Source organism: Arthrobacter sp. NicSoilC5, from assembly GCF_019977395.1.
Lineage (GTDB): Bacteria > Actinomycetota > Actinomycetes > Actinomycetales > Micrococcaceae > Arthrobacter.
Map to the genome: position 1 here is coordinate 2,396,954 of NZ_AP024660.1, position 23,672 is coordinate 2,420,625.

A 23,672-nucleotide genomic window follows, 5' to 3' on the forward strand; every position below is an offset into this window, starting at 1 on the left:
TCTGGCGACAAGTCGGAGCGTCAGCCAGATATTCCGGCGCCGGCAAGTGGCGGACAGGAGGTTCCGAACAAATTGCAGGGTGCGGGGCGGTGACAGGCCGGGTTTCACCCATGGCGTAGGAGGGTCTCTCCCTGTCACCCGTCCATGGTCAAATAGGAGGGTTGCACCGGCTGCCCGAGTCCAACCGCGGCCTCGGCCCAACGGAAGGAATAAGCACATGACCGATCCCCAAGACCATCCCCCGGTCCCCACTCCCGGGAGCGCACAGGGCCTGGACCAGAAGGTTGAGGGCGGGTGCCCGGTGGCCCATGGCAGTGCCACCGCCCAGGGCAGTGAAAGCGAAAACCCTGCGATCGATTCGCCGACGCCCAAGGGGCACCGGCCACGGACCAACCAGGACTGGTGGCCCAACCAGCTGGACCTCTCCGTGCTGCACACGCACGGCCAGGCGAGCAACCCGCTTGGCCCGTCCTTCAGCTACCGCGAGGAATTCCAGAAGCTCGACGTCGAAGCCCTCAAGCAGGACATCAGCCAGGTGCTGACTACTTCCCAGGACTGGTGGCCGGCGGACTTCGGCCACTACGGCGGACTGATGATCCGCCTGAGCTGGCACGCCGCCGGAACCTACCGCGTCCACGACGGCCGCGGCGGAGCGGGCGACGGCAGCCAGCGGTTCGCCCCGCTGAACAGCTGGCCGGACAACGCCAACCTGGACAAGGCCCGCCGCCTGCTGTGGCCCGTCAAGCAGAAGTACGGCCAGAAGCTTTCCTGGGCGGACCTGTTGGTCCTCGCCGGCAACGTTGCCCTTGAGTCCATGGGCTTCAAGACGTTCGGTTTCGCCTTTGGCCGCGAGGACGTGTGGGAGCCCGAGCAGATCTTCTGGGGCCCGGAGGACGCCTGGCTCGGTGACGAGCGGTACACCGGTGAGGGCACTATGGCGGACAACGTCGGTTCCACCGAAATGGGCCTCATCTACGTCAACCCCGAAGGCCCCATGGGCAACCCGGACCCCGTGGCTGCTGCTGCGTTCATCCGTGAGACGTTCAAGCGCATGGCGATGAACGACGAAGAGACTTTCGCGCTGATCGCCGGCGGCCACACGTTCGGCAAGACCCACGGCGCCGGCCCCGCAGACGCACACGTCGGCCCCGAACCGGAGGGCGCAGACCTTGAGGCGCAGGGCCTGGGCTGGCTCAGCACCTACGGCAGCGGCAAGGGCGGCGACACCATCACCTCCGGGCTGGAGGTCACGTGGACGGACAAGCCCACGCAGTGGAGCAACCGCTTCCTGGAGATCCTCTTCGAATACGAATGGGAACTGGTCAAGAGCCCCGGCGGCGCCCACCAGTGGGTCGCCAAGGACGCCCCCGAGATCATCCCGGACGCGCACGACCCCAACAAGAAGCACCGGCCCACCATGCTGACCACGGACCTGTCGCTGCGTTTCGACCCGGAGTACGAGAAGATCGGCCGGCGTTTCCTGGAGAACCCGGACCAGTTCGCCCTGGCCTTCGCCAAGGCCTGGTACAAGCTGCTGCACCGCGACATGGGACCAGTGGGCCCGCACATGCTGGGGCCCTGGGTTCCGGAGGCACAGCTGTGGCAGGATCCGGTCCCCGCCGTCGACCACGAACTGATCGGCGAACAGGACATTGCCGAGCTCAAGGCCAAGCTCCTTGACTCCGGACTGACCATCCCGCAGCTGGCCAGCACAGCCTGGGCATCGGCTGCAACCTACCGAAAGACGGACCGCCGCGGCGGGGCCAACGGCGCCCGGATCAGGCTGGAGCCGCAGCGCAGCTGGGAGGCCCACGAACCGGAGCAGCTGGCTGCCGTGCTTCCCGTACTTGAGCGCGTGCAGGAGGAGTTCAACTCGGCACAGTCCGGCGGCAAGAAGGTCTCACTCGCGGACCTTATCGTCCTGGGCGGCGCTGCTGCCGTGGAAAAGGCAGCAGCCGACGCCGGGTTCCCCGTCACGGTGCCGTTCCGTCCGGGCCGCACGGACGCCACGCAGGAACAGACCGACGTCGAATCCTTCCAGTACCTGGAGCCGCGGGCCGACGGGTTCCGCAACTATCTGCGCCCCGGTGCGAAGGTCCAGCCGGAGACCCTCCTGCTGGACAAGGCGTACATGCTGGACCTCTCCGCGCCCGAGATGACGGCGCTGGTGGGCGGCATGCGTGCCCTGGGCACCAACGTGGCCGGCTCCAGCCACGGTGTGCTGACGGACAAGCCGCAGGTCCTGACGAACGACTTCTTCGTCAACCTGCTCTCGCCCGGCACCAAATGGAAGGCGTCGGAGTCGGAGGAGAACTTCTACGAGATCACCGATGTTGCCACCGGTGAACTCAAGTGGACGGCCACCCCGGTGGACCTGGTCTTCGGTTCCAACTCCCAGCTGCGGGCACTGGCCGAGGTCTACGCCAGCGATGACGCCAAGGAGAAGTTCGTGAACGACTTCGTGGCCGCCTGGGCAAAGGTCATGGAACTGGACCGGTTCGACCTGAACTAGCCTCCACAATCCAGGCTCCGGGCCGGCTGCATTCCGCAGCCGGCCCGGACCTGCTGAGGCGGCTTTATTGGTCGGCCGGGAAGCTGATGACCGCCGTGGTCCCGCCGCCGGGTGATTCCTTCAAGCTCAATTCCCCACCGTGCGCCTCAACAATGCGGCGGCAGATGGCCAACCCAAGGCCGGAGCCGTGCCCGTCCCCGTCGCGGTGCAGCCGGACCAGTGGTTCCAGCACGCGCTGCCGGTCCACCGGCGCAATGCCCTTGCCGTTGTCCGCCACCAGCACAGTGGTTCCGTGGTAATTCGAAATGCCGCTGATGCGCACGCTGAGGTCCCGGTCCGGGCTCCGGTAGTTCATGGCGTTGGCCACCAGGTTCTGCAGCAGGGTGCGCAACTGCCCGGGGTCCACGTGGAGCTTCATCTCCCCGCTGTCCAGGACGGCGCCGGGCCCGAAGGACAGGCCCAAATCCCTGGCCACTTCGGCCGCCACGTCCTGAAGGGATACGTGCTGCCGCTGGAGGACACCGCCCATCCGTGAGTAGGTCAGGACGTCCTCAAGCATGGTCAGCATGCGGTGGCCGCTGGCGCCGATGATCTGCAGATACTCGGCCGCCGGGTGGTCCCCGTCCACTTCATCCTCTGCCATCTCCACGTAGCCCAGCATGGTGGTGAGTGGTCCGCGCAGGTCATGGCTGACGCGTCCTGCAAACTCCGCCAGCTTGGCGTTGCTTTCCCGCACCTCGTCGAGGGCACTGTTCAACTGCAGCGTGCGCCGCTGGAGCTCAAGCAGCTGCACTGCCTGGCGGGCCAGGATCTCCAGCATGTCCAGCTGGTCCTTATCGGGTGTGCCCGCAGAATTGGAAAAGACGCACAGCGACCCCAGCACGAACCCGGACGACGTCTCCAACGGAACCGAAGCATAGAACCGGACGGCGGCAATTTCCCCTGTCACAAACGGATTCGATGCGAGGCGGGGGTCCAGGGATGCGTCCGGGACAACTGTTGTCTTCCCCGAGAGGAAGACTTGTGCGCACATGGAGTCCTCCCGGGCGCAGACGGCGGCCTCAAAGCCGACGGCGGCCACCTGCTGTTGCTCATCGGACGTGACAACGTTAATCACGCCGTAGGGGACGCCGCAGAGCTTTGCGGCAAGCTGGACAAGGTTTTCGAGGGGTTCCGTTGAAAGCGCCTGATCAACGCTCCGCTGGCGTCCCCCGCCGTTGGCGAAGGTGAATCCGTACTCCTGCAGTAATTCGTCCCGTCCGAGTGGATCGCTGAGCGCTGCTGTCATCGAGTGCGTGCCAACCATGAACGTCCCTTCCCAGACCGCAAAGGGGTCCCCGGGGAGATAGTACAGGCCACCACCCGTGTCCCGGGAATACGTTTCCCCGCTCCTCTGCCGCGGGCCGGGATTCAGAGGCATTGCTCCGGCAGGCGGCATAGGATCCAGTTATGGCCCAACTCATCGTCCCGGACCCAGCCCTCCACTCTTCCTGGCTGGAAGGAACTGCGGAGTTCCAAGGTGCCCACCTGGACGGCGCAGGCGCCGAGGGCTGGTCCCCGGACGATCTCCAGGACCCCGCCGTCTTTGGCCGCTTCGTCGATGCCCTCATCAAAGACGCGCAGCCGGAAACCGTGCGGAAGCCGGGCTACGTGCCCTGCACCTATCTATGGATTGCCGACGGCGGCACCTTCCTTGGGTCCCTGGCCATCAGGCACGGGCTGAACGACCACCTCCTCAACGAAGGGGGGCACATCGGCTACAGCGTCCGGCCCTCCGCCAGGCGCCGCGGCCATGCCGCGAAAGCACTTGCCGATGCGCTGCCCCTGGCACGGGCATTGGGAATCACGCAGGTTCTCCTGACGTGCGACGAGGACAACGCCGGCTCGCGGGCAACCATCGAAAAGAACGGCGGCCAATACGAGGACACGCGCAACGGCAAGCGCCGCTACTGGATCGACACCGAATAGCCGGCGAACGCGTGCCAAACTTGGCGGGTGATCACAGAACACGCGCTGCTTCCGGTCATACCCGGCCGGGAAGAGGACTTCGAGGAAGCTTTCGCCCAGGCCCGGCACATCATCGCTTCAATGCCGGGCTTCCTCGCCATGTCTTTGTTGCGCTCGATTGAATCTCCCCAAACGTACCTGCTGCTCGTTGAATGGGAGTCGCTGGAAGACCATACAGTGGGCTTCAGGGGATCCCCGGGGTACCAGCAGTGGCGTTCTTTGCTGCACCGCTTCTATGAGCCGTTTCCGGTGGTGGAGCACTTCGAAACAGTTAGCGCCGCGCCGAAAGCCGCGTCATAAGCCGCGCCGCGGACGTTGGGGGGAAGCCCCCGCGCGAGTCTCGCTCCAGCGCGGGGGCTCCTTGCTTCCTGCCGGGGAACTGGCGTTGGAAACAGTTATAAATTACCGGCCGGTAGCTTGCGGAAATCACAGATTGCAGCGGCTTTGGCCAATCTTGATGGAACTTTGAGGGTGGCCCCGGGTCCCTTCAATCTGCGGGGCCCTCTAGTCCGCGAGGCCCTTTAGTCTGCCGGGCCCGCCGAGGCGTCGGGGTCCTCCTCCGGCTCAAAAGTGTTGGGCTCGGCCCCACCGGAGATCCCGACGCCGTCTTTCCCGCCGGGGATCCCGCCGTCGGGGTTGCCTTTCCTGGCGGCCGTGTCCTCCTGCGGCTCGTCCTCAGGCAGTGAATCAGGTGAATTGATAGACATCGCTCCTCCTTCTGTGGCTGGGCCTCAACGCTAACAGCCGGTGCCGGAAAAGGCTCCGGAACAGCTTGAGGTTTTCTGCCCGTCCCCCAAAAACCGCCGCCCGCTAGCTGCCGGGGGCCGCTGCCCGCTGCTGCCTCAGGATGTAGCGCTGGAGCTTTCCCGACGGCGTCTTGGGCAGGTCCGCAACGAAGTGGATGCGGCGCGGATAGGCATGGGCGGCGAACTGCGTCTTGACCATGGTCTGGAGTTCAACCAGCAGGGCATCACTGGCGGCGGTGCCGTCCGCCAGGACCACGTAGGCCTCCAGGACTTCACCGCGCAGTTCGTCGGGAGCGCCCACCACGGCACATTCCAGGACCGCCGGATGCGTGGCCAGGACGCTTTCCACGTCGAACGGGCCAATCCGGTATCCGGCCATGATGATCACGTCATCATCGCGGGAGGAGAAGAAGTAGTAACCGTCCGCGTCCACCATGCCCGCGTCCCCGGTCAGGTACCACTTGCCGTCCGCGCTGAACCTTTCGGCGGTCTTCTTCGGCGCATCCTGGTAGCCCTTGAACCACATCATGGGACTTTCCGCCACGTTGACGGCGACGCGGCCCAGCTCGCCGGGCGCGGCCGGCTCGTCGGCATTGTCCTTGAGGACCGCGCAGCTCCACCCCGGCAAGGGCCGGCCCATGGAACCCGGCCTCAGTTCCGTCCTCACATCGTCATGCCAGGCGTTGATGATCATCATTCCGTGTTCGGTCTGCCCGTAGTGGTCCCGCACCGGAACGCCCAGCACCTCCCGGGCCCAGCTGATCACTTCAGGGGTCAGCGGTTCGCCGGCGGATGAAGCGCGCCGAAGCTGGAACGGCCCGGTTCCGGCGCCGGCCTTGGCCCGCATGGTGCGGTACACGGTAGGCGCGGCGGCGAAGTTGGTCACCGAGAACGCCTCCAGCACCTTGAAGCTGAGTTCCGGGGAGAACCCGGGGCGCAGCAGGATGTTCCGCCGTCCCGCCGCCATGGGACCGAGGATCCCGTAGTACAGGCCGTACGCCCAGCCGGGGTCTGCGGCATTCCAGAAGACATCCCCTTCACTGACGTCCAGGCCCAGTTCGATGTACTGGCGGAACGCTGCCAACGCCCGGACCGGCACCGGCACGCCCTTGGGGGCGCCCGTGGTGCCGGACGTAAAGATGAGGACCAGGCCGCCGTCCCCTCCCACAGCTTCGGAGGCGATCCCCGGCCGCTGCCGGGCCAGGAGCGGCGTGAGCGCCAGGTCCGGCGCGGAGGCTTCTTCGCCGGCAACCACCACGGCGGCGCCGGTTTCCTGGATCTTCGCCCGCTGGTCGGGGTCGGTGATCACCACCTTGGCACGGGAAGCGGTAAGGCGGAGTTCGATGGCGGGCCACGCGAAGGCCGTGAACAAGGGCACATGGACGGCCCCGCGCCGCCAAATGGCCAGGAGCATAACCGCCAGGTCTGCCGACTTTCCCATCAGGGTGGCCACCGCGTCCCCGGGGCCGACCCCCAGTTCCGCCAGGGCGGCGGCTCCCCGTTCCGACCGCTCCCGCAGCTGGCCGTAGGTAATGTCCTCCGCCGAAAAGTCAGCTGCGACCACTGTGAAGGCAACGGCATCGGGATCGTGGCTGTCACACAGGAGCTCGGCCGCGCAGGCGTCCGGCGCACCGTAGGTGGCGAGAAGGGCATCGACGGCTGGAACCGGACGGGACATTCATTCTCCTTTGAACAACAGCACCTTGAAGCACCGGCATGTGTAACACGGTGGAATCAACCTACTGCACTGAGATCGCCGTCACATGCCGCGCCCTGCTGTCATGCGCCGACAGGTCACCCCTTGGCGCCGGGCGGCCGGATGATCCGCCGCTGCGTGGCGGCAGCGATGGCGGCCGTGCGGTTGTCCACGCCGAGCTTGCCGTAGATGTGCACCAGGTGGGTCTTCACGGTCGCCTCCGAAATGAAGACCTGCCTGGCAATGGCGCGGTTGGACAGGCCCGTGGCCAGCAGTTCCAGCAGCTGCACTTCCCGCGGGGTCAGCGACGTGCCGGGGTTGCTGATCCGGTTCATCAGCAGCGCGGCCGCCCGCGGTGCCAGGACCGTGCCGCCGGCGGCAGCCTGCAGCACCGCTTGCCGCAGCTGCTCCGGCGGGGCGTCCTTCAACATGTAGCCACTGGCCCCTGCCTCCACGGCGGCGAGGATGTCCGCGTCGGTGTCATAGGTGGTGAGGATGAGCACCGGCGGCGGAGCATCGAGCTTCCGGATCTCGGCCGTGGCCGTGACGCCGTCCATGTCGTCCCCCATCTGCAGGTCCATGAGGACCACATCCGGCGCTTCACCCAGGGCGGTCAACCGGGCCAGTTCCTTCAGCGCTGCCCTGCCGTCAGGGGCCTCCGCGGCGATCGAAATGCCTTCAAAGCCGGTGAGCATGGCACGCAGCCCGGCGCGGACCACAGGGTGGTCGTCCACCAGCAATACCCGTATGTCGCTCACGGTTCCTCCACCGGGAGCCTGATGGCCACCACTGTGCCCTCGCCCGGCGCCGACTCCACCGCCAGCGTGCCGTTCAAGGGGGCGACCCGTTCCCGCAGCGAGCGCAGCCCAAAGCCGCTGCCGTCCGCTGCGCCCGCGGCACTTTCCCGATCTGGCGGGTCAAAGCCCGTGCCGTCGTCGTACACGTCCATGGTCACTTCACTGCCCAGGAAGGCAAGGCTGACGACGGCGGTGCTTGCCCGGGCGTGTTCGCGGACGTTCGCAAGGCTCGCCTGCGCCGCCCGCAGCAGGGCAATGCGGACAGGCTGGGGCAGGTCCTGTGGCTCCCCGTCCACCTCCAGGCGGCAGTGCAGGGGCGCCCCCGCGGCCTCGGCGTCTGTCCAGGTCCTCTCGCACAGCCGTCCCAGGGCCTCCACCAAGGTGATGCCCTCCAGCTGGGGTGAGGACAGGCCGCGGACAAAACTGCGGGCCTCGGCCAGATTATCCGCCGCGGTCTGCTGCACCAGCGCCAGCCGCCCTGAAGCCGTGGCGAGATCACCGTCGGCGAGGGACTGCCCTGCGGCCCGGCCCAGCAGCACGATGCTGGACAGGCCTTGCGCCAGCGTGTCGTGGATTTCCCGGGCCAGCCGCTCCCGCTCGGCCAGTACGCCCGCCTGGTGCTGGGACCGGGCCAGCTCCTCCCGTGTCCGCCGCAGCTCGTCCGCCGCGCGCCGTTGGTTTTCCGCCTCGCGGTACAGGGCTGCGTAGGCCAGGCCGGTGATGACGGAAAAGATCGCGCCCAGGACAGGCCCGACGACGGCCGCAGCGTGCGGGACAGGAGCGCCGCTGGCAGCCCATTGGGAAGCGATGACCGCCACCGTCATCAGCGCGATGGTCAGGAGCGCGGCGCGCCGTGGCAGCAAATGAAGGTGCAGGAAAAAGATGGGGAACGCCAGCCAGGCGAAATCGGCGCTGCCGGCCAGCAGGAAAACCCACAGGGCCGTGACCAGGCCCAGCCAGAGCAAACCGTAGCGGCGGGGATCCACAACGGTCCGGCCCTCGGCATGGCGCTTTTCCAGGACTGTGCCGGCCAGGTAGACAGCAGCGAGGACCACAGCGGCGCTGGCCCACACCCAGCGCAGGGCACCTCCCGCCATCAGCATCCGGACCAGGCCGACGGCCAGCAGCAGCGCGAACCCGGTGTGCAGCGTGACCCGCAGGACTCGGAGGATAGCTGCGGATGATGCGTTTTCCAGGGCATTCAGCGGCCCCCGCCCGGAAACACCTGCGGCCTTCTCCGGTGGTGTTGGCAAGGGAGTGGCAGGCATTTCATCAGCTTATGCCGGGGACTGCGGGGAGCGGATCAACCGAAAGGTTGACTCCGGGCTCAACCGTTCCATGCCCGCGGATCAACCATCCCCGCGATGTCCGTGGAGGCTCCGGCCGGGATGGTGGAACTACAGAACAATTCACCCCTGCTGAGAGAAGAAACAACGTGTTCCTGGCAATCCGCGATATCCGCTTCGCCAAAGGCCGGTTCGCCATGATGGGCGGCGTCGTAGCCCTGATCACCCTGCTGCTGGTCATGCTGTCCGGCCTGACCGCGGGCCTTGCCGAGCAATCCACGTCCGCCATCGCCAGGCTCGGGGCAGCTGCGGCCAGCCCTGTGGACACCATCGTCTTCGGCGCCCCCGGCACCGGTTCCCCCAAGGCGTCCTTCACCGAAAGCGCCGTGACCGCCGCCCAGGTGGACAGCTGGAAGGACCGGCCCGGGGTCCGGTCCGCCGAACCGCTGGGCATCATCCAGACCCGGGCGCAGACGGCGGAGGGTTCGGGGACAGCGAATGTTGCCCTGTTCGGCGTCGCGCAGGGCAGTCCGCTGCCACCCGCGGAGGTCTCCACCGGCACGGCCGTGGTGGGCTCCTCGGTGGCGGAGGCCCTGTCGGTGGGCCAGGGCGGCAAGCTGTCTTTGGGCGGCGTGGAACTTTCGGTCGCGGCCGTGGTGCCGGACCAGTGGTACGCGCACACCAGCGTGGTGTGGACCGCGCTGCCCGCGTGGGCCAAGGCGGCACACGTGTCCGACGGCGGACAGCTGGCCACGGTCGTCGCCGTCACCTATGCGAACGGGGCCACAGTGGATGAGGCGGCGGCGAACGCTGCAGCCCACACCGTCAGCGCGTCGCGCACCGGATCCTTCCAGGCCCTGGGCTCCTTCAAAAGCGAAAACGGGTCGCTGGCCCTGATGCAGGCGTTCCTGTACGGAATTTCGGCACTGGTGATCGTGGCCTTCCTGAGCGTCTGGACCATCCAGCGCACCAGGGACATCGCCGTCCTCAAAGCCATGGGCGCGCCCAGCACCTACATCCTGCGCGACGCCATGACCCAGGCCGCCATTGTGCTGCTGGCGGGCGCCGGAGCGGGCGGGGCCGTGGGTGTTGCCGCCGGAGCGTTCGCGGCCCAGGCCGCCCCCTTCCAGCTGAGCCTGGGCACCACGGTGATTCCCGTCGTCGGGATCGTTGCCCTGGGCCTGGCCGGTGCCGCGCTGGCTGTCCGCCGCGTCACCAAAGTCGATGCGCTCCTCGCGCTCGGCGGCAACTAACCCCTCTTCCCTCCCCCGAAAGGAACCCACCATGGCCACAACCGCTCCCTTGAGCCTGGTCAACGTCACCCTCGAATACCCGGACGGCGGCGGGACCACCACCGCCCTGGACCAGGTCAGCCTCACCGCAAGCGCGGGCCAGCTGGTCTCCCTCGTGGGCCCCTCAGGATCCGGCAAATCCAGCCTCCTGGCCACCGCCGCCACCCTGGTCCGGCCGACCCGCGGGCAGGTCCTCATTGATGGCACCGATACGGCGGGCCTCAAGGACAAGGAGCTCACCGCGCTGCGGCGCGAAAAAGTGGGCATCATCTTCCAGCAGCCCAACCTGCTGCCGTCACTCACCGCCGTCGAACAGCTCGTCATCAGCGCCCACCTGCGGGGAAAAACCGCCAAAGCAGCCCGTGCGAGGGCAGCGGGGCTGCTGGACGTGGTGGGTCTTTCCGCGAGCGCGGACAAGCTGCCTCACCAGCTCTCCGGCGGCCAGCGCCAGCGCGTGAACATCGCCCGGGCGCTCATGGGAAGTCCCAAGGTACTGCTGGTGGATGAGCCGACGGCGGCGCTGGACCACGAACGGAGCGCGGCCATCGTGGGACTGCTGCGGCAAGTGGCCACCGAGTTTGGCGTGGCCACGGTAATGGTCACGCATGACACCGAGTTCGTGCCCCTGACGGACGCGGTGGCCACCATGCGGGACGGCAGGCTCACGGCGCCCGTCAGTGCCCTCAGCCCAAGTGGTGCACCGTAAACGCTGTCAGGAACCCCACGGATGCTGTCAGCCCGGTGAGGTTGTGATGCTCCTCAAAGGCCTCCGGGATCATGGTGTCCGCCAGCATGGCCAGGATGCCGCCGGCCGCCACGGACGTAATGAACGCGACCAGCTCGTCCGGCGCATCCTCCAGCGCCACATACCCCAGCAGCGCGGCCACCCCGCTCAGGATCGCGATGCCGCCCCACAGTCCGAACACGTACCCCCTGCTCCGGCCGGCCTTCTTCATGCCGGCTGTCCCGGAAAGCCCTTCGGGCACGTTGGAGATGAAAACGGCGGCCAGCATGGCAGGACTCACCGCTCCCCCGGCCAGCAGGCCGACGCCAAGGACCACGGATTCCGGGACGCCGTCCAGCAGCGCTCCGACGGCGATTGCCGTGCCGCTGCCGGGATCATCTTTTTCGGACGGCTGCTGGTCTCCGGACCGCTTGCGGTGCTTGGCGCCGGCCTTGGCCAGGAGCATATTGGCGCCGACGTACACCACCGCACCGGCCAGGAACCCTGCAACGGTGGGCCACAGGCCGCCACCCTTGACGGCTTCGTCCACCAGCTCAAAGGCCAGGGCAGAGATCAGTACGCCCGCGCCGAACGACATGATGGTGGACACCACCTTGGAGGGTATGGACCACCGCCAGGACACGGCTGCTCCCAGGACCAGCGCGGCACCGGCACCGGTGCCCCATACAAGTGACATCAACCAAGTAGGCATACGTGTCCCGTCCCCAGCTGCGCAGAACTGAAACAGAGGGCCGTCCCGGGAGGCTCGCTGGGCGGCCAGCCGGCCGTACCCGGTCCGTGGGGCGCCGCGCGCAGAATTGATGGGATCTTGAGCCAAACCTTACGATCCCCATACCTTGCGGGTCCACGCTGGAGAGATCAGACCAACCAGCTTGTGGGGAGCAGGAAGTCATGGGAAGCAGAACAGCGTTGGACAGCGACGTCACAACCGTGGGCGGTGTGCTGACAGACCGGCAGCCGCTGGATTTCCACACGTTGGGCCTCGCCGGCTGCATCGACCGGCTCACGGCGCCCTTGCGGCAGCGCGGGACCGTGGTCCACTGGGATACTCCACACTGGGGCATCGAGATCCCGGCGGACTCCGCGTCCCTCCTGTACCAGTCCGCCCGCGAGGCACTCAGCAACGCCTTCAAGTACTCCGCTGCGCACACGCTCACCATCCAGCTGGCAGCCGTTGACCACGGCATCCGCCTGGTGGTGGCCGACGACGGCACAGGCTTTGACAGCGACCTCGCCACGTGCGGGCGGCACCACGGCTATGGCCTGCGGCTCATGGCTGTCGCCGTGCAGGAAGCGGGCGGGGCCGTTGATATCAACGCCACCCCGGGGATGGGCACCAGCGTGACCGTGACGCTTCCGCTGGACTGACCCGCACGCCCGGATCGCAGGCGCCAAACCCGCCTGCCCATAAACTCGGATGCCCGCCGTTGCTGGGACGGAGGGCATCCGTATGCGTGGTGGAACCGCCTGATGGAAAACTGCCTGGTGGAGAACCGAACTACCGGGAAAGCTTGGCGGCGTCCGGTTCCAGGTCACCGATGTGGCCCGGGGCGTTCGCAGCCAGGACCCTCGCCACGAAGGCTGCATACTCGTCCATGTAGTGCCCCAGGAACTTGGCGGTGGACGCATCCTTGACCTCGCCGTCGTCCCCAAAGGCTTCTGCCTTGTAGGTGATGTACGCCTCCGGCGCATTCAGCTGCGGCGCGTCGAGGAAGCTCAGGACGCTGCGCATGGAGGACTGCATCACCGCCGTGCCGATGCTGCCCGGCGAGGCGCCAATGATGCCGGTGGGCTTGCGGGCAAAAGAGTTGGTTCCCCACGGGCGGGAACCCCAGTCGATGGCGTTTTTTAGGGCGCCGGGGATGGAGCGGTTGTATTCGGGCGAGACGAACAGGATCCCGTCGGCGGCCTCGATGGCTTCCTTGAGGGCACGGCCCTCGGGCGGGAAGTCGGCGTCATAGTCGTAGCTGTACAGCGGGAGGTCCTTGATGGGGATCTCGGTGAATTCCAATTCCTCCGGAGCGAGCTTGATCAAGGCCTTGGCCAGGACCCTGTTGATGGAGCCGCTTGCCAGGCTGCCCACGAAATATCCGATCTTGTACGTTGCCATGAGGGATCCTTTCCAACAGCCGGTCCGCGCCGGCTGGCTGAGTGTGGCTGGAAATGGTGCCGTCCCCGGCACGGGCCGGAAGCGGCGGTTGGTGCCCAGTGCCTCATCAGTCCAGCACACCAGGGCGGCTGCGGCCAGAGGGTGAACGGTCCCGGCCTCCGGCGGAGCGGAAACGCCCATGGCATTGCGGCCGTCCCGCCTAGCAATAACCCCTTGCATGCACGCCCCCCGGTCTACTACGTTGTAGTCCAATCAAGAAAGCGCTTTCCCATCTGGGTTGGGTCTTCTGCGCGCAGCAACAAGTGGAATTGGATGACATGGCTGACAACATCCTCATCAAGTGGATCGACGGACAGGCCCCTGCGGAAATCAGCGGCGGAAGCACCTGGGGCATGCCGTTCCCGCGCGGCACGGTGCCCGGGGTGGAGGCCCTGGCCGTTGCGGACGCCAACGGCGCCCGCGTCCCCAGCCAGGCGTGGCCCCTGGCCACCTGGCCGGACGGATCCCTGAAGTGGGCGGGGGTCGCACTCCCGGCAACCTGCTCGCCGTCGGACACCTACCACGTGACGTCCGACGCCGGCACACCCGCCGGGGCTGGCCAGCCGTCGTCGGGCTCCGCCTCAGTCATGGTCACCGAAAGTGCCGACGCCTTCACTGTAGATACCGGCGTCCTGCAGATGGTTATCAGCCGCGGCGGTTCCACCCTGTTCAGCAGCCTTTCCCGGGACGGCAGGACCGTTGCCCGGGACGCCCGGCTGGTCAGCCTGGTGCAGGATGGCATCCCCGAAGGGGCTGGGACGGCCCGGCGGGAGGCCTTCACCGGAGAGGTCACCGCAGCGGCCGTCGAACAAAACGGCCCGGTCCGCGCGGTGGTGCGGCTGGAAGGGCGCCACCGCCAGGACGGCCCCGGCAACGGGCGGGCCTGGCTGCCCTTTGTGGTGCGCTTCTACTTCCACGCCAACGCCCGCAGCGTGCGGATGGTGCACTCCTTCATCTGGGACGGCGACCCCGAGCGGGACTTCCTGGCCGGACTCGGCGTACGGTTCACCGTGCCGCTGGAGGCGGAACTGCACAACCGGCATATCCGCATTGCCGGAGCCGACGGCGGTTTCCTCGCCGAGGCAGTCCGCGGCCTGACCGGGCTCCGCCGGGATCCGGGGGCGGAGGTGCGGGAGGCGCAGATCGCCGGACGCGCCACTCCCACGGAACAGACCTGGAACCCGGAGGTCTCAGGCCGGCTGCACCTGATCCCCACGTGGAGTGACTACACGCTCAGCCAGATCAACGCGGACGGTTTCGAACTGCGCAAGCGCACGGCTGCCGGCCACGGCTGGGTGGGCATCTCCGGTGGAACCCGTGCCGCCGGTTTCTGTTCCTTGAGCGATACCCACGGCGGCCTGGGAATCGGCATCAAGGACTTCTGGCAATCCCACCCGGGACAGCTGGACATCCGCGGCGCGGCTGGCAGCGAAGCCGACCTGACAGCATGGTTGTACTCCCCCGAAGCGCAGCCCATGGACATGCGGTTCTACCACGACGGCCTGGGGCAGGACACGTTCGAGGAACAGCTCGAAGGCTTGGAAATCACTTATGAGGACTACGAGCCGGGGTTCGGCAACCCCACGGGCATTGCCCGGACCCACGAACTCACCCTGTTCGCCTACGAGGCCACCCCGCCAACCGAAAGCCTGGCCGCCGACGCCGCCGCTGCCTCCACGCCCGCCCTGCTGCAGGCCACGCCGGAGTACCTGCATTCCGCGGGTGTGTTCGGCGACTGGGCCCCGGTGGACCGGAGCACGCCGGCACGGGCACGGCTGGAAGACCGACTGGACTTCCTCTTCGATTTCTATGCCGGCCAGGTGGAGCAGCGCCGCTGGTACGGCTTCTGGAACTACGGCGACGTCATGCACACGTACGATTTCGACCGGCACGTGTGGCGGTACGACGTGGGCGGCTATGCGTGGGACAACTCCGAACTCTCCCCCGACCTCTGGCTCTGGTACTCCTACCTGCGCTCCGGCCGGGCGGACATCTTCCGCTTCGCCGAGGCCATGACCCGCCACACCGGCGAGGTGGACGTCTACCACCTGGGCCCATGGAAAGGCCTCGGCTCCCGGCACAACGTCCAGCACTGGGGCTGCAGCGCCAAGCAGCTGCGGATCAGCACCCCCGCCTACCGCCGCTTCTACTACTACCTGACGGCGGACGAGCGCACCGGCGACCTCCTGACCGAACTGGTGCACAGCGACCAAAACTTCCTGGGGCTGGACCCCGTCCGCAAAGTCCGCCCGGACGCCGCCACCTACCGCCCCAACCGCGGCGCCCTGGGCGTGGGTCTCGGAACAGACTGGGGCTCGCTCGCCGCCACCTGGCTCACCGACTGGGAGCGCACCGGCAATCCCCGCTCCCGCGACCGGCTGCTGGGCACCATGGCTGACATCGGCGCGCTCAAGTACGGCTTCCTCACCGGCGAGGCGCTGTACGACCTGGACAAGGGACGGTTCGACACCGGCCGGGAGCAGATTTCGGTGTCGCACCTCAGCGCGGTGTTCGGGCTGGTGGAGATCTGCAGTGAGCTGGTGGACCTGGCCCCTGACCCGCAGTTCGAGCAGGCCTGGCTGCAATACTGCCGGCTGTTCCTGGCCACGAAGGAGGAGCAGGTGGAGGCGGTAGGACAGGCCCTGGAGGGCATCCACCTCACCCAGGCGCACAGCCGCCTGACGGCCTACGCGGCGGCAAGGTTGCAGGATCGTGACCTGGCAGCCCGGGCCTGGGAGAGTTTTGCCGAGGGCGGGGAACACCTGAACCATGGATCAGCGTTCTCGCTGCGGCGGATCAGGCCCCCATTCGTGCTGCAGCCGGTGGATGAGGCGCCCACCGTCTCCACCAATGACACCGCGCAGTTTGGGCTTGCTGTCATCCAGAACCTTGCATTGGTGGGCCAGTACCTGGACTGACGCACCGTGCCCGGCCGAAACAGCGGCGGTGGCACCCGGCCGGGCGCCGCCGTCGTCCGCTTTTCCCTTCCAGGCAACGCTTAGGTAACGCCCGGAATTACACCATTTTGGGAGGCAGGAGAAGTTACGCAGTCGACGCCTGCCACCTGTTTACACCCCCTTTAAGGCGGTCATAGGGTGCTCACCTAAACAAGGTTGAAAGCAGCCTTGGGAAGGGAAAGAGCACCATGAAAAGCAAGATTGCGGTCATGGCCCTGGCTGCCCTGAGCTTGATTCTGGCCTTAGTCGCCGGGGCCCCCGCATCAGCCCATGCCGCCGACAAGCCGCTGATCGGCCTGACCTTTGACGACGGGCCATCCGCCGAGCGCACCGCCTTTGTCCTCGACGTCCTCAAGGAAAAGAACGTCAAGGCAACGTTCTTCCTCCAGGGATCCCACGCCCAGCAGTACCCTGACCTGGTCCGCCGGATCAAAGCCGAGGGACATGTGATCGGCAACCACTCCTGGGACCACGCCAACTTCCCCGACCTCACCCAGGCGAACCAGAAGCAGGAAGTTGACCGCACCAATGCCGCGATCAACTCGATCACCGGCACCACACCCGTGCTGATGCGCTTCCCGTTCGGCAACAGCACCCCCTACGCGCTCAAATACATCAGGAGCCTCGGCATGAGCGGCGGCATCCAGTGGCACTGGGAGGTCGGCGAGCCCGGCGACTTCGAGTGCCCCGGTGCAGCTGGAGTCCAGAAGTACGTGCTGGATGAGGTTGCCCCGGGTGCAATCATCCTGCTCCACGACGGCAACGACGTCCTGTCCTGCCCCGCCTCCCAGTGGGACTACCTGTCCAGGACCATCGACGCCATCCGGGCCAAGGGCTACGACTTCGGCGTAGTGGCTCCTTCCAACAAGCCAAGCGCGCTCAACGAAGGGTCCTATGGCGTTGTGGTGGCGCCCTGAGTAAGGCCGCCTTTCGGACGTTTCACCTCTTCGTCGCCCACCGCTCTGGAATCCGAAGCACCTATTAGGTATGTTGGTAAGCATGCTGATGATTTTTCCCTGGTCGTCAGCCCCCGGTAACAAAGCGAAGGAGACGTTATGAGCACGAAGGTGGAAAAACGCATTCTGGTGAACGTACCGGTGAGCACCGCATACAACCAGTGGACCCAGTTCGAGGAGTTCCCGCACTTCATGGGCGGTGTCAAGAGCGTCACGCAGCTCACTGACGACCGGTTGGAATGGGTGGCCGAGATCGGCGGCGTCCGCAGGCAATGGGAAGCCAAAATCCTGGAGCAGGTCCCGGACCGGCGCGTTGCCTGGGCCGCCACCGAAGGCGCCACGAATGCCGGCGCCGTGGACTTCGAGGACGTTGGCGGCGGCCAGACCTCCCTCCGGCTGACCCTCGAATACGAGCCCGAGGGCCTGGTGGAGAAGGTGGGCGACAAACTGAACGTCGTTGACCGGCAGGCGGAATCGGACCTGCAGAAGTTCAAGGAATTCATTGAGGATGAAGGCTACGCCAGCGGCGCCTGGCGCGGATCGGTCAACGCTGGCTCCGCGGTTGGCACGCCCGGTGTTGAACACGCGGGCGCGTCCCGCGGCGATTCCGGCAAGGCCGGGGTTTCGGGCAAGGTTGCCGCCGGCGTCGGCATCGCCGCAGCCGCCGGTGCAGCAGCGGCGATGGCAGCCAGTGGCAACAAGGACAAGACGGAAACGCATGACGTGACGGTTGCGGAGACCACTCCGGTGGTTCCGGCAGAGCCGGTTGTTCCCGCCGAGCCCCTGACCACCGGATCCACCACGGGCTCGGCCGACGCAGGCGTCGGGATTCCGGCAGCGGGCACGACGGCGGCGGCCGGCTCCACCGGTTCAGTCGCCGATCTGGGCGATGACAGGATCGGGCACGCTTTCGACCAGACCAACGGCCTGGTGGACACCACCGGGGAGTCCGACGAGACGCTCGAAGGCGAGAACCTCAGCGCCGGCGAACGGCGCGGGGACGACCGCGGTTCCGAGGGCGGCCTTCCGCCGGTGGGTGGCAACCTCGGCGGCCACTGACCCGCACTGACCCGCAAGCAAGCGCCGCCCGCCTTCCCCCAAGGCGGGCGGCGCTTTCGCGTCTTCGGCCGGCCTATTTGGCCTTTCCGGCGTAGAAGACGGCCGGCATGGCCGGTGCCTGCATACCCTCGCCGATGAAGAAGCTCGGGTGCGGCGGCTGGTTGTAGCCCACCGTTTCGCGGGCCACGCCGGTCCGGTACATCGGGTCATGCATCAGGGTGCGCAGCCGGACGTCGGTGGGCGAGGTGCTGGTGTAGATCCGCAGCTCGGTGCTGTCCGCTGAAGGGAACACCAGCTCTTCCCGCCAGTCGCCCAGCAGGTCCGCCTGCAGCGACGGGTTGCCCTTGGTGTAGTTGTTGGTGCGGGCGCCAGTGGCCGTCAACAAACGGTCGCTGGATTCGGTTTCCCAGTTCCACTTGGAGATGGTGGGCACGCCGTACCCGGCCACGGCATCGAAGTCGTGGTCCACGATCTCCCGCAGCAGGTCGCCGTCCCACCAGGCCATGAAGTTGGCTGCAGGGATCTTGTCCGAGATCCGCTCGCCCTTGGCGGACATGAGGAACCCCACCGGGGAGTTCCACGCGGCGTCGCCGCCTACGGCCCAGCTTTCAGAACCCGGGAATCGGGGGTCGATGTCGCCGGTGGCGCCGCGGCCGGTGTCCTTGACGGCGGGGATGCTCCACAGCACTTCGCCGGTGGCGGCATCGCGGAACGTGGCGCCGCGGTTGCCGCTCTGGCTCATGCTTTCGTGCACTGCGAAGGTTTCGAGCCCCGGCCGGGAAGGATCAAGATCGCCCGTGTGGATGGCGTCGCCGTGGCCGAGCCTGGTGTTGTAAAGCGGGGTGCCGTCGTCGTCGATGGTCATGGAACCAAAGACGAATTCGTCCTTGCCGTCGGAGTCCACGTCCGCCACCGACAGATTGTGGTTGCCCTGGCCCTTGTACTCGGCTCCGGCCACATCGGAATCGAACTTCCAGCGCTTCACCAGCTTGCCGTTCACAAGGTCGTAGGTGACCAGCACCGTGCGTGTGTAGTAGCCGCGGCTGAACATCATGGACGGGTGTTCACCGTCCAAATAGGCCACTCCGGCGAGGAACCTGTCCACGCGGTTGCCGTAGTTGTCGCCCCACGCGGATACGGCGCCGCGCGGCGGATCGTAGGGAACGGTGTCCATGATGGTGCCGCTGGCGCCGTTGAACACCGTGAGGAATTCCGGCCCGGACAGGACATAGCCGGCACTGGTGCGGTAATCGGCCGCGGCATCACCGATGACAGTTCCCGCCGCATCGGTGGTTCCGTCCGCGGTCTTGAACGCCACCTCGGCCTTGCCGTCACCGTCAAAGTCGTAGGCCAGCATCTGCGTATAGTGGGCGCCCGCCCGGATGTTGCGGCCCAGGTCGATGCGCCACAGCTTGGTGCCGTCCATCCTGTAGGCGTCCACGTAGACGTTGCCGGTGTACCCGGACTTGGAGTTGTCCTGCGCGTTGGATGGGTTCCACAGCTGGATGATCTCGTAGGCGCCGTCACCATCAAGGTCGGCGACGCTGGAATCGTTGGCGCTGTAGGAGTATGGCTTTCCGTCCTTACTGACGCCGTCAGCCGGCTTGTCCAGCTTGATGGGGAGATAGTTCTGTGCCAGCGGGCTGAACCCGGCGCTGAGTTTGTCCTGCCCGTTGCCGTTGCCCACGGTCTTGATGACGTACTTGGAGTCCTTCGTGCCATCCGGGTCCAGATACGTGGTGGTGTCCCGGATGGGTTCGTCGGTGATAATGGCGCCGTCGCGAATGACCTGGAATCCAATGCTGTCCTTGTCCAGGCCCAGCATGCGCCAGCCCAGGCTGACCCCCTGGTCCGTCAGGACGGCAACCGGGGCGCGGTCCAGGTTCTCCACCTGGCGCGTGAGGCCGGAGTGTGCGCGGGCCGCCGGAGCGGCAGGACCTCCCGGGCCGGGATCAGCGGCAGCAAACGGGACACCGGCCAAGGCCATGGCTGCTGCAGCGAGCGTGGCCGCCGCGGCAGCCGGCACAGCCTTCCGCGCCCTGCCCGCCGGGGATTTCGGGGAACACATTGAGGGGTTTGCCAAAAGAACATCTCCTTTGATGCGGCGGCAGCTGAGTCTGCCGCACGACAGTTTGGAACGTTTCATTCGATGCGGAGCATCCTTCTCATGAGTGATTTTGAGGAGGTGCAAGCAATGAGGAAAGCGCTTTCTGCCCTTTAGGTTTATCAGTGCCTTACAAGAATGGTCAAGAGTTTGACCGTGAGGAAATGGGAGAATTTGTTCTAGGTCGATTGCTTCTGTTCCTCTAACGCCTATTGCTTCTTTGCGGCCGCCTGCAGCAATGGCACGGTCCGTGTGGGCATCACTTCCACCAGGGACATGGCGGTGCTGGTCCGGACGACGCCGTCAATCGCCAGCATCGCGTTGGTGATCCGGTGCAGGTCGGCCGGGTCCCTCGCGGCCACCTTGGCCAGCAGGTCGGCATCGCCGGTGGTGGCATGCATTTCAATGATCTCCGGGATGGTCTGCAGCGCTGCCACGGCGATGTCGCTGGAGGACTGGCTGATGGAAATCGAGATGAAGGCGATCAGCGGCAGGCCAAGTGCCTCGGTCCGCACCCGCTGGCTGAAGGGTGCCAGGCTGCCGTCATTTGCGAGGCGGCGGAGCCGGGCATGCACCGTATTGCGGGCCACGCCCAGCGTGCGGGAGAGGGACAGGACAGTAGCCTGCGGGTCCCGGTCGAGTGTGAGGAGGATCTCTGCGTCAAGGGCATCAATGAGGTGCATAGTGAGCATTTTGCCACTTCTGGAGATAACATCCGCTGGATCTGTCCTGCTCGATCCTCCTCTGTTGCGCAGACGTCCTGATTTCACCCATCATGCTGTCCATGACCCGCACCCTTCCAGAAGCCGCGGCACCAGAGGTCCGCGCCGTCGTCGCCCAGCTTCCCGCCTACGTGGCCGGCAAGAGCGCCCAGTCAGCCCTGACCGCGGCCCTTGCCTCAAACGAAAGCCACTTCACTCCCCTGCCGTCCGTCGTCGACGCGATTGCCGCAGAGGGCGGCAGGATCCACCGGTACCCGAGCATGGGCGCGGTGGAAGCACGGGAGGCCATTGCCGGACACTTCGGTGTCAGCGCCGATGAGGTTGCCGCCGGACCGGGAAGCTCCGGAGTGCTGCAGCAGATTATCTCCGCCGTCTGCTCGCACGGGGACGAGGTGGTGTACGCCTGGCGGTCCTTCGAGGCATATCCCATCCTTGTGGCGGTGGCGGGCGCGGTTTCGGTCCCCGTGCCGCTGCTGGCGGATGAGCACCACGATCTCACGGCCATGGCTGCGGCCATTACGGAGCGCACCCGGCTGGTGATCCTATGCTCGCCGAACAACCCCACCGGGGTGTCCATCAGCGCGGAGGCGCTGGAGGAGTTTCTCCGGTCCGTTCCCCCGCGGGTGCTGGTGGTCCTGGACGAGGCCTACATCGAGTTCCAGCGCGGCCCGGGCGTCGACTCCCTGGACTTCTACCGCCGCTACCCCAACCTCTGCATCCTGCGGACCTTCTCCAAGGCGTACGGACTGGCTGGGCTGAGGATCGGCTACGCCATTGCCCGGCCGGAGATCGCCGAAGGCCTTCGGCGCACGGCCGTTCCGTTTGGCGTCAACAGGATGGCGCAGGCTGCCGCGGTTGCTTCGCTTGCTGCGGAGGACGAGATCCTTGAGCGCACCGAGGCGGTGGCACAGGAACGGACCCGCGTGATCGGAGCACTTCGGGGCCTCGGCTGGGACGTCCCGGACAGCCAGGCGAACTTCTACTGGCTGCGGGCTTCGGACGAGCTGCGCGTGCAACTCCTTGACGCGCTGGCCCAGGCCGACATCCTGGCACGCGGCTACGCGGTGGACGGCGTGCGCATCACCCTGGCCGATGCCGCCACTAATGACCGCGTGTTGGCAGTCCTGGCAGACCGCGGGCGGTTCCTGCCTGGGGCGGGCGCCGCCCAGTGAGCACCTCCACGGAAACACGCGCTGACGCAACCACTGCTGCCCCGGCCACGCACCCGGAAGAGCCGACGGCGGGACGTCCCGTGCCGCCGTCGGCCGTCCGCCATTCGGTGGTAGAGGACGTCCTGGGCATCCTCACCGGCACCTTTGCGGCGTCACTTGGCCTGTTCCTCCTCAAGTCCAGCGGCGCGGTCACCGGCGGCACCGCGGGCCTGGCGCTGCTGCTCAGCTACTCCGTTGCACTGCCGTTTGGTGTCATCTTCTTCGCCGTGAACCTGCCGTTCTTCGCGCTGGCGGTCTGGAAGAAGGGCTGGAATTTCGCCCTCCGTACCGGGGCGGCCATCGCCCTCGTGTCAGTGATGGCAAGCCTGCACCCTGCCGCGCTGGGGTCACTGCACCTCGACCCGGTGTACGGCGTCATGGGCGGAAACCTGCTCGCCGGCGTCGGCCTCCTGATCCTGTTCCGGCACCAGTCCAGCCTGGGCGGCTTCAACATCCTTGCCCTGCTGTTGCAGGAGAAGCTGAACTGGCGCGCCGGGTATGTGCAGATGGTGCTGGACGTTGCCATCGTGCTGGCATCGCTTGTTTTGGTGCCGCCGATGCTGGTGCTGCTGTCCGCTGCCGGTGCCACGCTGCTGAACCTCATCCTTGCGCTGAACCACCGCCCGGGCCGCTACCTGGGTAAATAGGTGGCCGGAAAGTAGCCAGAGCCCAGCCCTTTTATTCCCGGGCACCGGCTGAAATATCTGCAGGGGGACCGCTGTTGCCGCCACTATGACAACAATCGGAATCATCGGTGCAGGACATATTGGCAGCCAGGTCGCACGGAAGGCCGTGGAACTGGGCTACGACGTAGTCATCAGCAACTCGCGCGGGCCGGAGACGCTCCAGGACCTGGTGGCTGAGCTTGGCCCGAAGGCCCGGGCGGCCACCGCAGCCGAAGCGGCAGCCGCGGGCGACTTCGCAGTGGTGACAGTGCCCCTGAAGAACTACAAGGACGTCCCGGCGGAGCCGCTGGCCGGCAAGGTTGTGATCGACACGAACAACTACTACTGGGAGCGGGACGGCCGGATCCCCGCCCTGGACAACGGCGAGGCCACCACCTCCGGGCTGCTGCAGGAGCACCTCCCACAGTCGAAGGTGGCCAAGGGCTTCAACCACATCATGGCCAAGGACATCACCACCGACGGATCACCCGCCGGCACCGCCGACCGGCGGGCCCTGGCCACCGCCAGCGACTATCCGGAAGCAGCCGAACTGGTGACCCGCCTCTACGACGAGTTCGGTTTCGACACCGTCAATGTCGGCCCGCTCTCAGAGAGCTGGCGTGTGGAGCGGGACCGTCCGGCCTACGTGAAGCGGCAGACCGCCACCCAGCTGAAGGACAACCTGGCCAAGGCTCCGCGCACCATCTGATCCGTCCCTCCGGATCCCGCAGGTCCGTCCTTCCGGATCCCACAGGCCAAACTGGCCGG

The 23,672-nt window shown here is 66.6% G+C and carries 21 protein-coding genes; 12 read left to right on the forward strand and 9 right to left on the reverse strand.

All coding sequences use genetic code 11. From position 1 onward, the window contains the following. The first annotated feature begins 217 nt into the window (after positions 1-217). Positions 218-2,512, forward strand: a complete 2,295-nt coding sequence (gene katG / locus LDO22_RS11285) for a catalase/peroxidase HPI (RefSeq protein ID WP_224023160.1) — start codon at positions 218-220, stop codon at positions 2,510-2,512. Positions 2,513-2,576: 64 nt separating this feature from the next. On the opposite strand, the gene LDO22_RS11290 is transcribed toward katG, so the two are convergent. Beyond that, a complete protein-coding gene (locus LDO22_RS11290; RefSeq protein ID WP_224023162.1) occupies positions 2,577-3,818 on the reverse strand; it encodes a GAF domain-containing sensor histidine kinase in 1,242 nt (413 codons plus the stop codon). 143 nt (positions 3,819-3,961) lie between these two features. On the opposite strand from LDO22_RS11290, the gene LDO22_RS11295 reads away from it, so the two are divergent. After that, positions 3,962-4,480 (forward strand): GNAT family N-acetyltransferase, encoded by a 519-nt coding sequence (locus LDO22_RS11295; RefSeq protein ID WP_224023164.1) that lies wholly within the window; start codon positions 3,962-3,964, stop codon positions 4,478-4,480. Positions 4,481-4,507: 27 nt separating this feature from the next. Continuing rightward, the gene (locus LDO22_RS11300; protein ID WP_224023166.1) at positions 4,508-4,819 is read left to right on the forward strand and encodes an antibiotic biosynthesis monooxygenase; all 312 of its coding nucleotides are present in this window, start codon (positions 4,508-4,510) and stop codon (positions 4,817-4,819) included. A gap of 221 nt (positions 4,820-5,040) precedes the next feature. On the opposite strand, the gene LDO22_RS11305 is transcribed toward LDO22_RS11300, so the two are convergent. The 4 genes from LDO22_RS11305 to LDO22_RS11320 all read right to left on the reverse strand — a co-directional run bounded on the left by LDO22_RS11305 (position 5,041) and on the right by LDO22_RS11320 (position 9,026). Continuing rightward, entirely contained in the window at positions 5,041-5,226 is a 186-nt protein-coding gene (locus tag LDO22_RS11305; protein ID WP_224023168.1) for a hypothetical protein, read from the reverse strand. Between the two features lie 103 nt (positions 5,227-5,329). Continuing rightward, positions 5,330-6,943: an AMP-binding protein gene (locus LDO22_RS11310; protein WP_224023170.1), complete on the reverse strand. Its 1,614-nt coding sequence runs from the start codon at positions 6,941-6,943 to the stop codon at positions 5,330-5,332. Positions 6,944-7,059: 116 nt separating this feature from the next. Beyond that, complete coding sequence (locus LDO22_RS11315) at positions 7,060-7,719, reverse strand: response regulator transcription factor (protein WP_159630414.1); 660 nt, start codon at positions 7,717-7,719, stop codon at positions 7,060-7,062. Then, the gene (locus tag LDO22_RS11320) at positions 7,716-9,026 is read right to left on the reverse strand and encodes a sensor histidine kinase (protein ID WP_224023172.1); all 1,311 of its coding nucleotides are present in this window, start codon (positions 9,024-9,026) and stop codon (positions 7,716-7,718) included. Before LDO22_RS11320 ends, LDO22_RS11315 begins: the two co-directional genes overlap by 4 nt. 167 nt (positions 9,027-9,193) lie before the next feature. Between LDO22_RS11320 and LDO22_RS11325 the strand changes: the two genes are divergently transcribed. Together LDO22_RS11325 and LDO22_RS11330 are read left to right on the forward strand one after the other, a co-directional pair. Continuing rightward, a complete protein-coding gene (locus tag LDO22_RS11325) occupies positions 9,194-10,297 on the forward strand; it encodes an ABC transporter permease (protein ID WP_224023174.1) in 1,104 nt (367 codons plus the stop codon). Between the two features lie 31 nt (positions 10,298-10,328). After that, positions 10,329-11,042, forward strand: a complete 714-nt coding sequence (locus LDO22_RS11330) for an ABC transporter ATP-binding protein (RefSeq protein ID WP_224023176.1) — start codon at positions 10,329-10,331, stop codon at positions 11,040-11,042. Here the strand turns inward: LDO22_RS11330 and LDO22_RS11335 are convergent. Continuing rightward, entirely contained in the window at positions 11,020-11,772 is a 753-nt protein-coding gene (locus LDO22_RS11335; RefSeq protein ID WP_159630406.1) for a ZIP family zinc transporter, read from the reverse strand. The genes LDO22_RS11330 and LDO22_RS11335 overlap by 23 nt on opposite strands. 200 nt (positions 11,773-11,972) lie before the next feature. Here LDO22_RS11335 and LDO22_RS11340 point away from each other — a divergent pair, with 200 nt between their 5' ends. Further along, positions 11,973-12,449, forward strand: coding sequence for an ATP-binding protein (locus tag LDO22_RS11340; protein WP_159630404.1), 477 nt, complete (start codon positions 11,973-11,975; stop codon positions 12,447-12,449). A gap of 130 nt (positions 12,450-12,579) precedes the next feature. Here the strand turns inward: LDO22_RS11340 and LDO22_RS11345 are convergent, their stop codons facing one another. Then, entirely contained in the window at positions 12,580-13,191 is a 612-nt protein-coding gene (locus LDO22_RS11345) for an NADPH-dependent FMN reductase (protein ID WP_224023178.1), read from the reverse strand. A gap of 317 nt (positions 13,192-13,508) precedes the next feature. Here LDO22_RS11345 and LDO22_RS11350 point away from each other — a divergent pair, with 317 nt between their 5' ends. From LDO22_RS11350 to LDO22_RS11360, 3 genes are all read left to right on the forward strand, one after another. After that, complete coding sequence (locus tag LDO22_RS11350) at positions 13,509-16,148, forward strand: Tat pathway signal sequence domain protein (RefSeq protein WP_224023180.1); 2,640 nt, start codon at positions 13,509-13,511, stop codon at positions 16,146-16,148. Positions 16,149-16,375: 227 nt separating this feature from the next. After that, positions 16,376-17,104 (forward strand): polysaccharide deacetylase family protein, encoded by a 729-nt coding sequence (locus LDO22_RS11355; RefSeq protein WP_224023182.1) that lies wholly within the window; start codon positions 16,376-16,378, stop codon positions 17,102-17,104. 138 nt (positions 17,105-17,242) lie between these two features. Continuing rightward, positions 17,243-18,202 carry an SRPBCC family protein gene (locus LDO22_RS11360; RefSeq protein WP_224023184.1) on the forward strand — a complete coding sequence of 320 codons (960 nt, stop codon included), beginning with the start codon at positions 17,243-17,245 and terminating at the stop codon, positions 18,200-18,202. Positions 18,203-18,275: 73 nt separating this feature from the next. On the opposite strand, the gene LDO22_RS11365 is transcribed toward LDO22_RS11360, so the two are convergent. Together LDO22_RS11365 and LDO22_RS11370 are read right to left on the reverse strand one after the other, a co-directional pair. Then, positions 18,276-20,270: a rhamnogalacturonan lyase gene (locus LDO22_RS11365; RefSeq protein ID WP_224027224.1), complete on the reverse strand. Its 1,995-nt coding sequence runs from the start codon at positions 20,268-20,270 to the stop codon at positions 18,276-18,278. A gap of 245 nt (positions 20,271-20,515) precedes the next feature. Next, positions 20,516-20,998: an Lrp/AsnC family transcriptional regulator gene (locus LDO22_RS11370; protein WP_224023186.1), complete on the reverse strand. Its 483-nt coding sequence runs from the start codon at positions 20,996-20,998 to the stop codon at positions 20,516-20,518. Between the two features lie 83 nt (positions 20,999-21,081). Here LDO22_RS11370 and hisC point away from each other — a divergent pair, with 83 nt between their 5' ends. The 3 genes from hisC to LDO22_RS11385 all read left to right on the forward strand — a co-directional run bounded on the left by hisC (position 21,082) and on the right by LDO22_RS11385 (position 23,613). After that, positions 21,082-22,200, forward strand: coding sequence for a histidinol-phosphate transaminase (gene hisC, locus LDO22_RS11375; protein ID WP_224023189.1), 1,119 nt, complete (start codon positions 21,082-21,084; stop codon positions 22,198-22,200). 80 nt (positions 22,201-22,280) lie between these two features. After that, the gene (locus LDO22_RS11380; protein ID WP_224027225.1) at positions 22,281-22,886 is read left to right on the forward strand and encodes a YitT family protein; all 606 of its coding nucleotides are present in this window, start codon (positions 22,281-22,283) and stop codon (positions 22,884-22,886) included. Between the two features lie 85 nt (positions 22,887-22,971). After that, on the forward strand, positions 22,972-23,613 hold the full coding sequence (locus LDO22_RS11385) for an NAD(P)-binding domain-containing protein (RefSeq protein ID WP_224023191.1): 642 nt from the start codon (positions 22,972-22,974) through the stop codon (positions 23,611-23,613). The last annotated feature ends 59 nt before the right edge of the window (positions 23,614-23,672 follow it).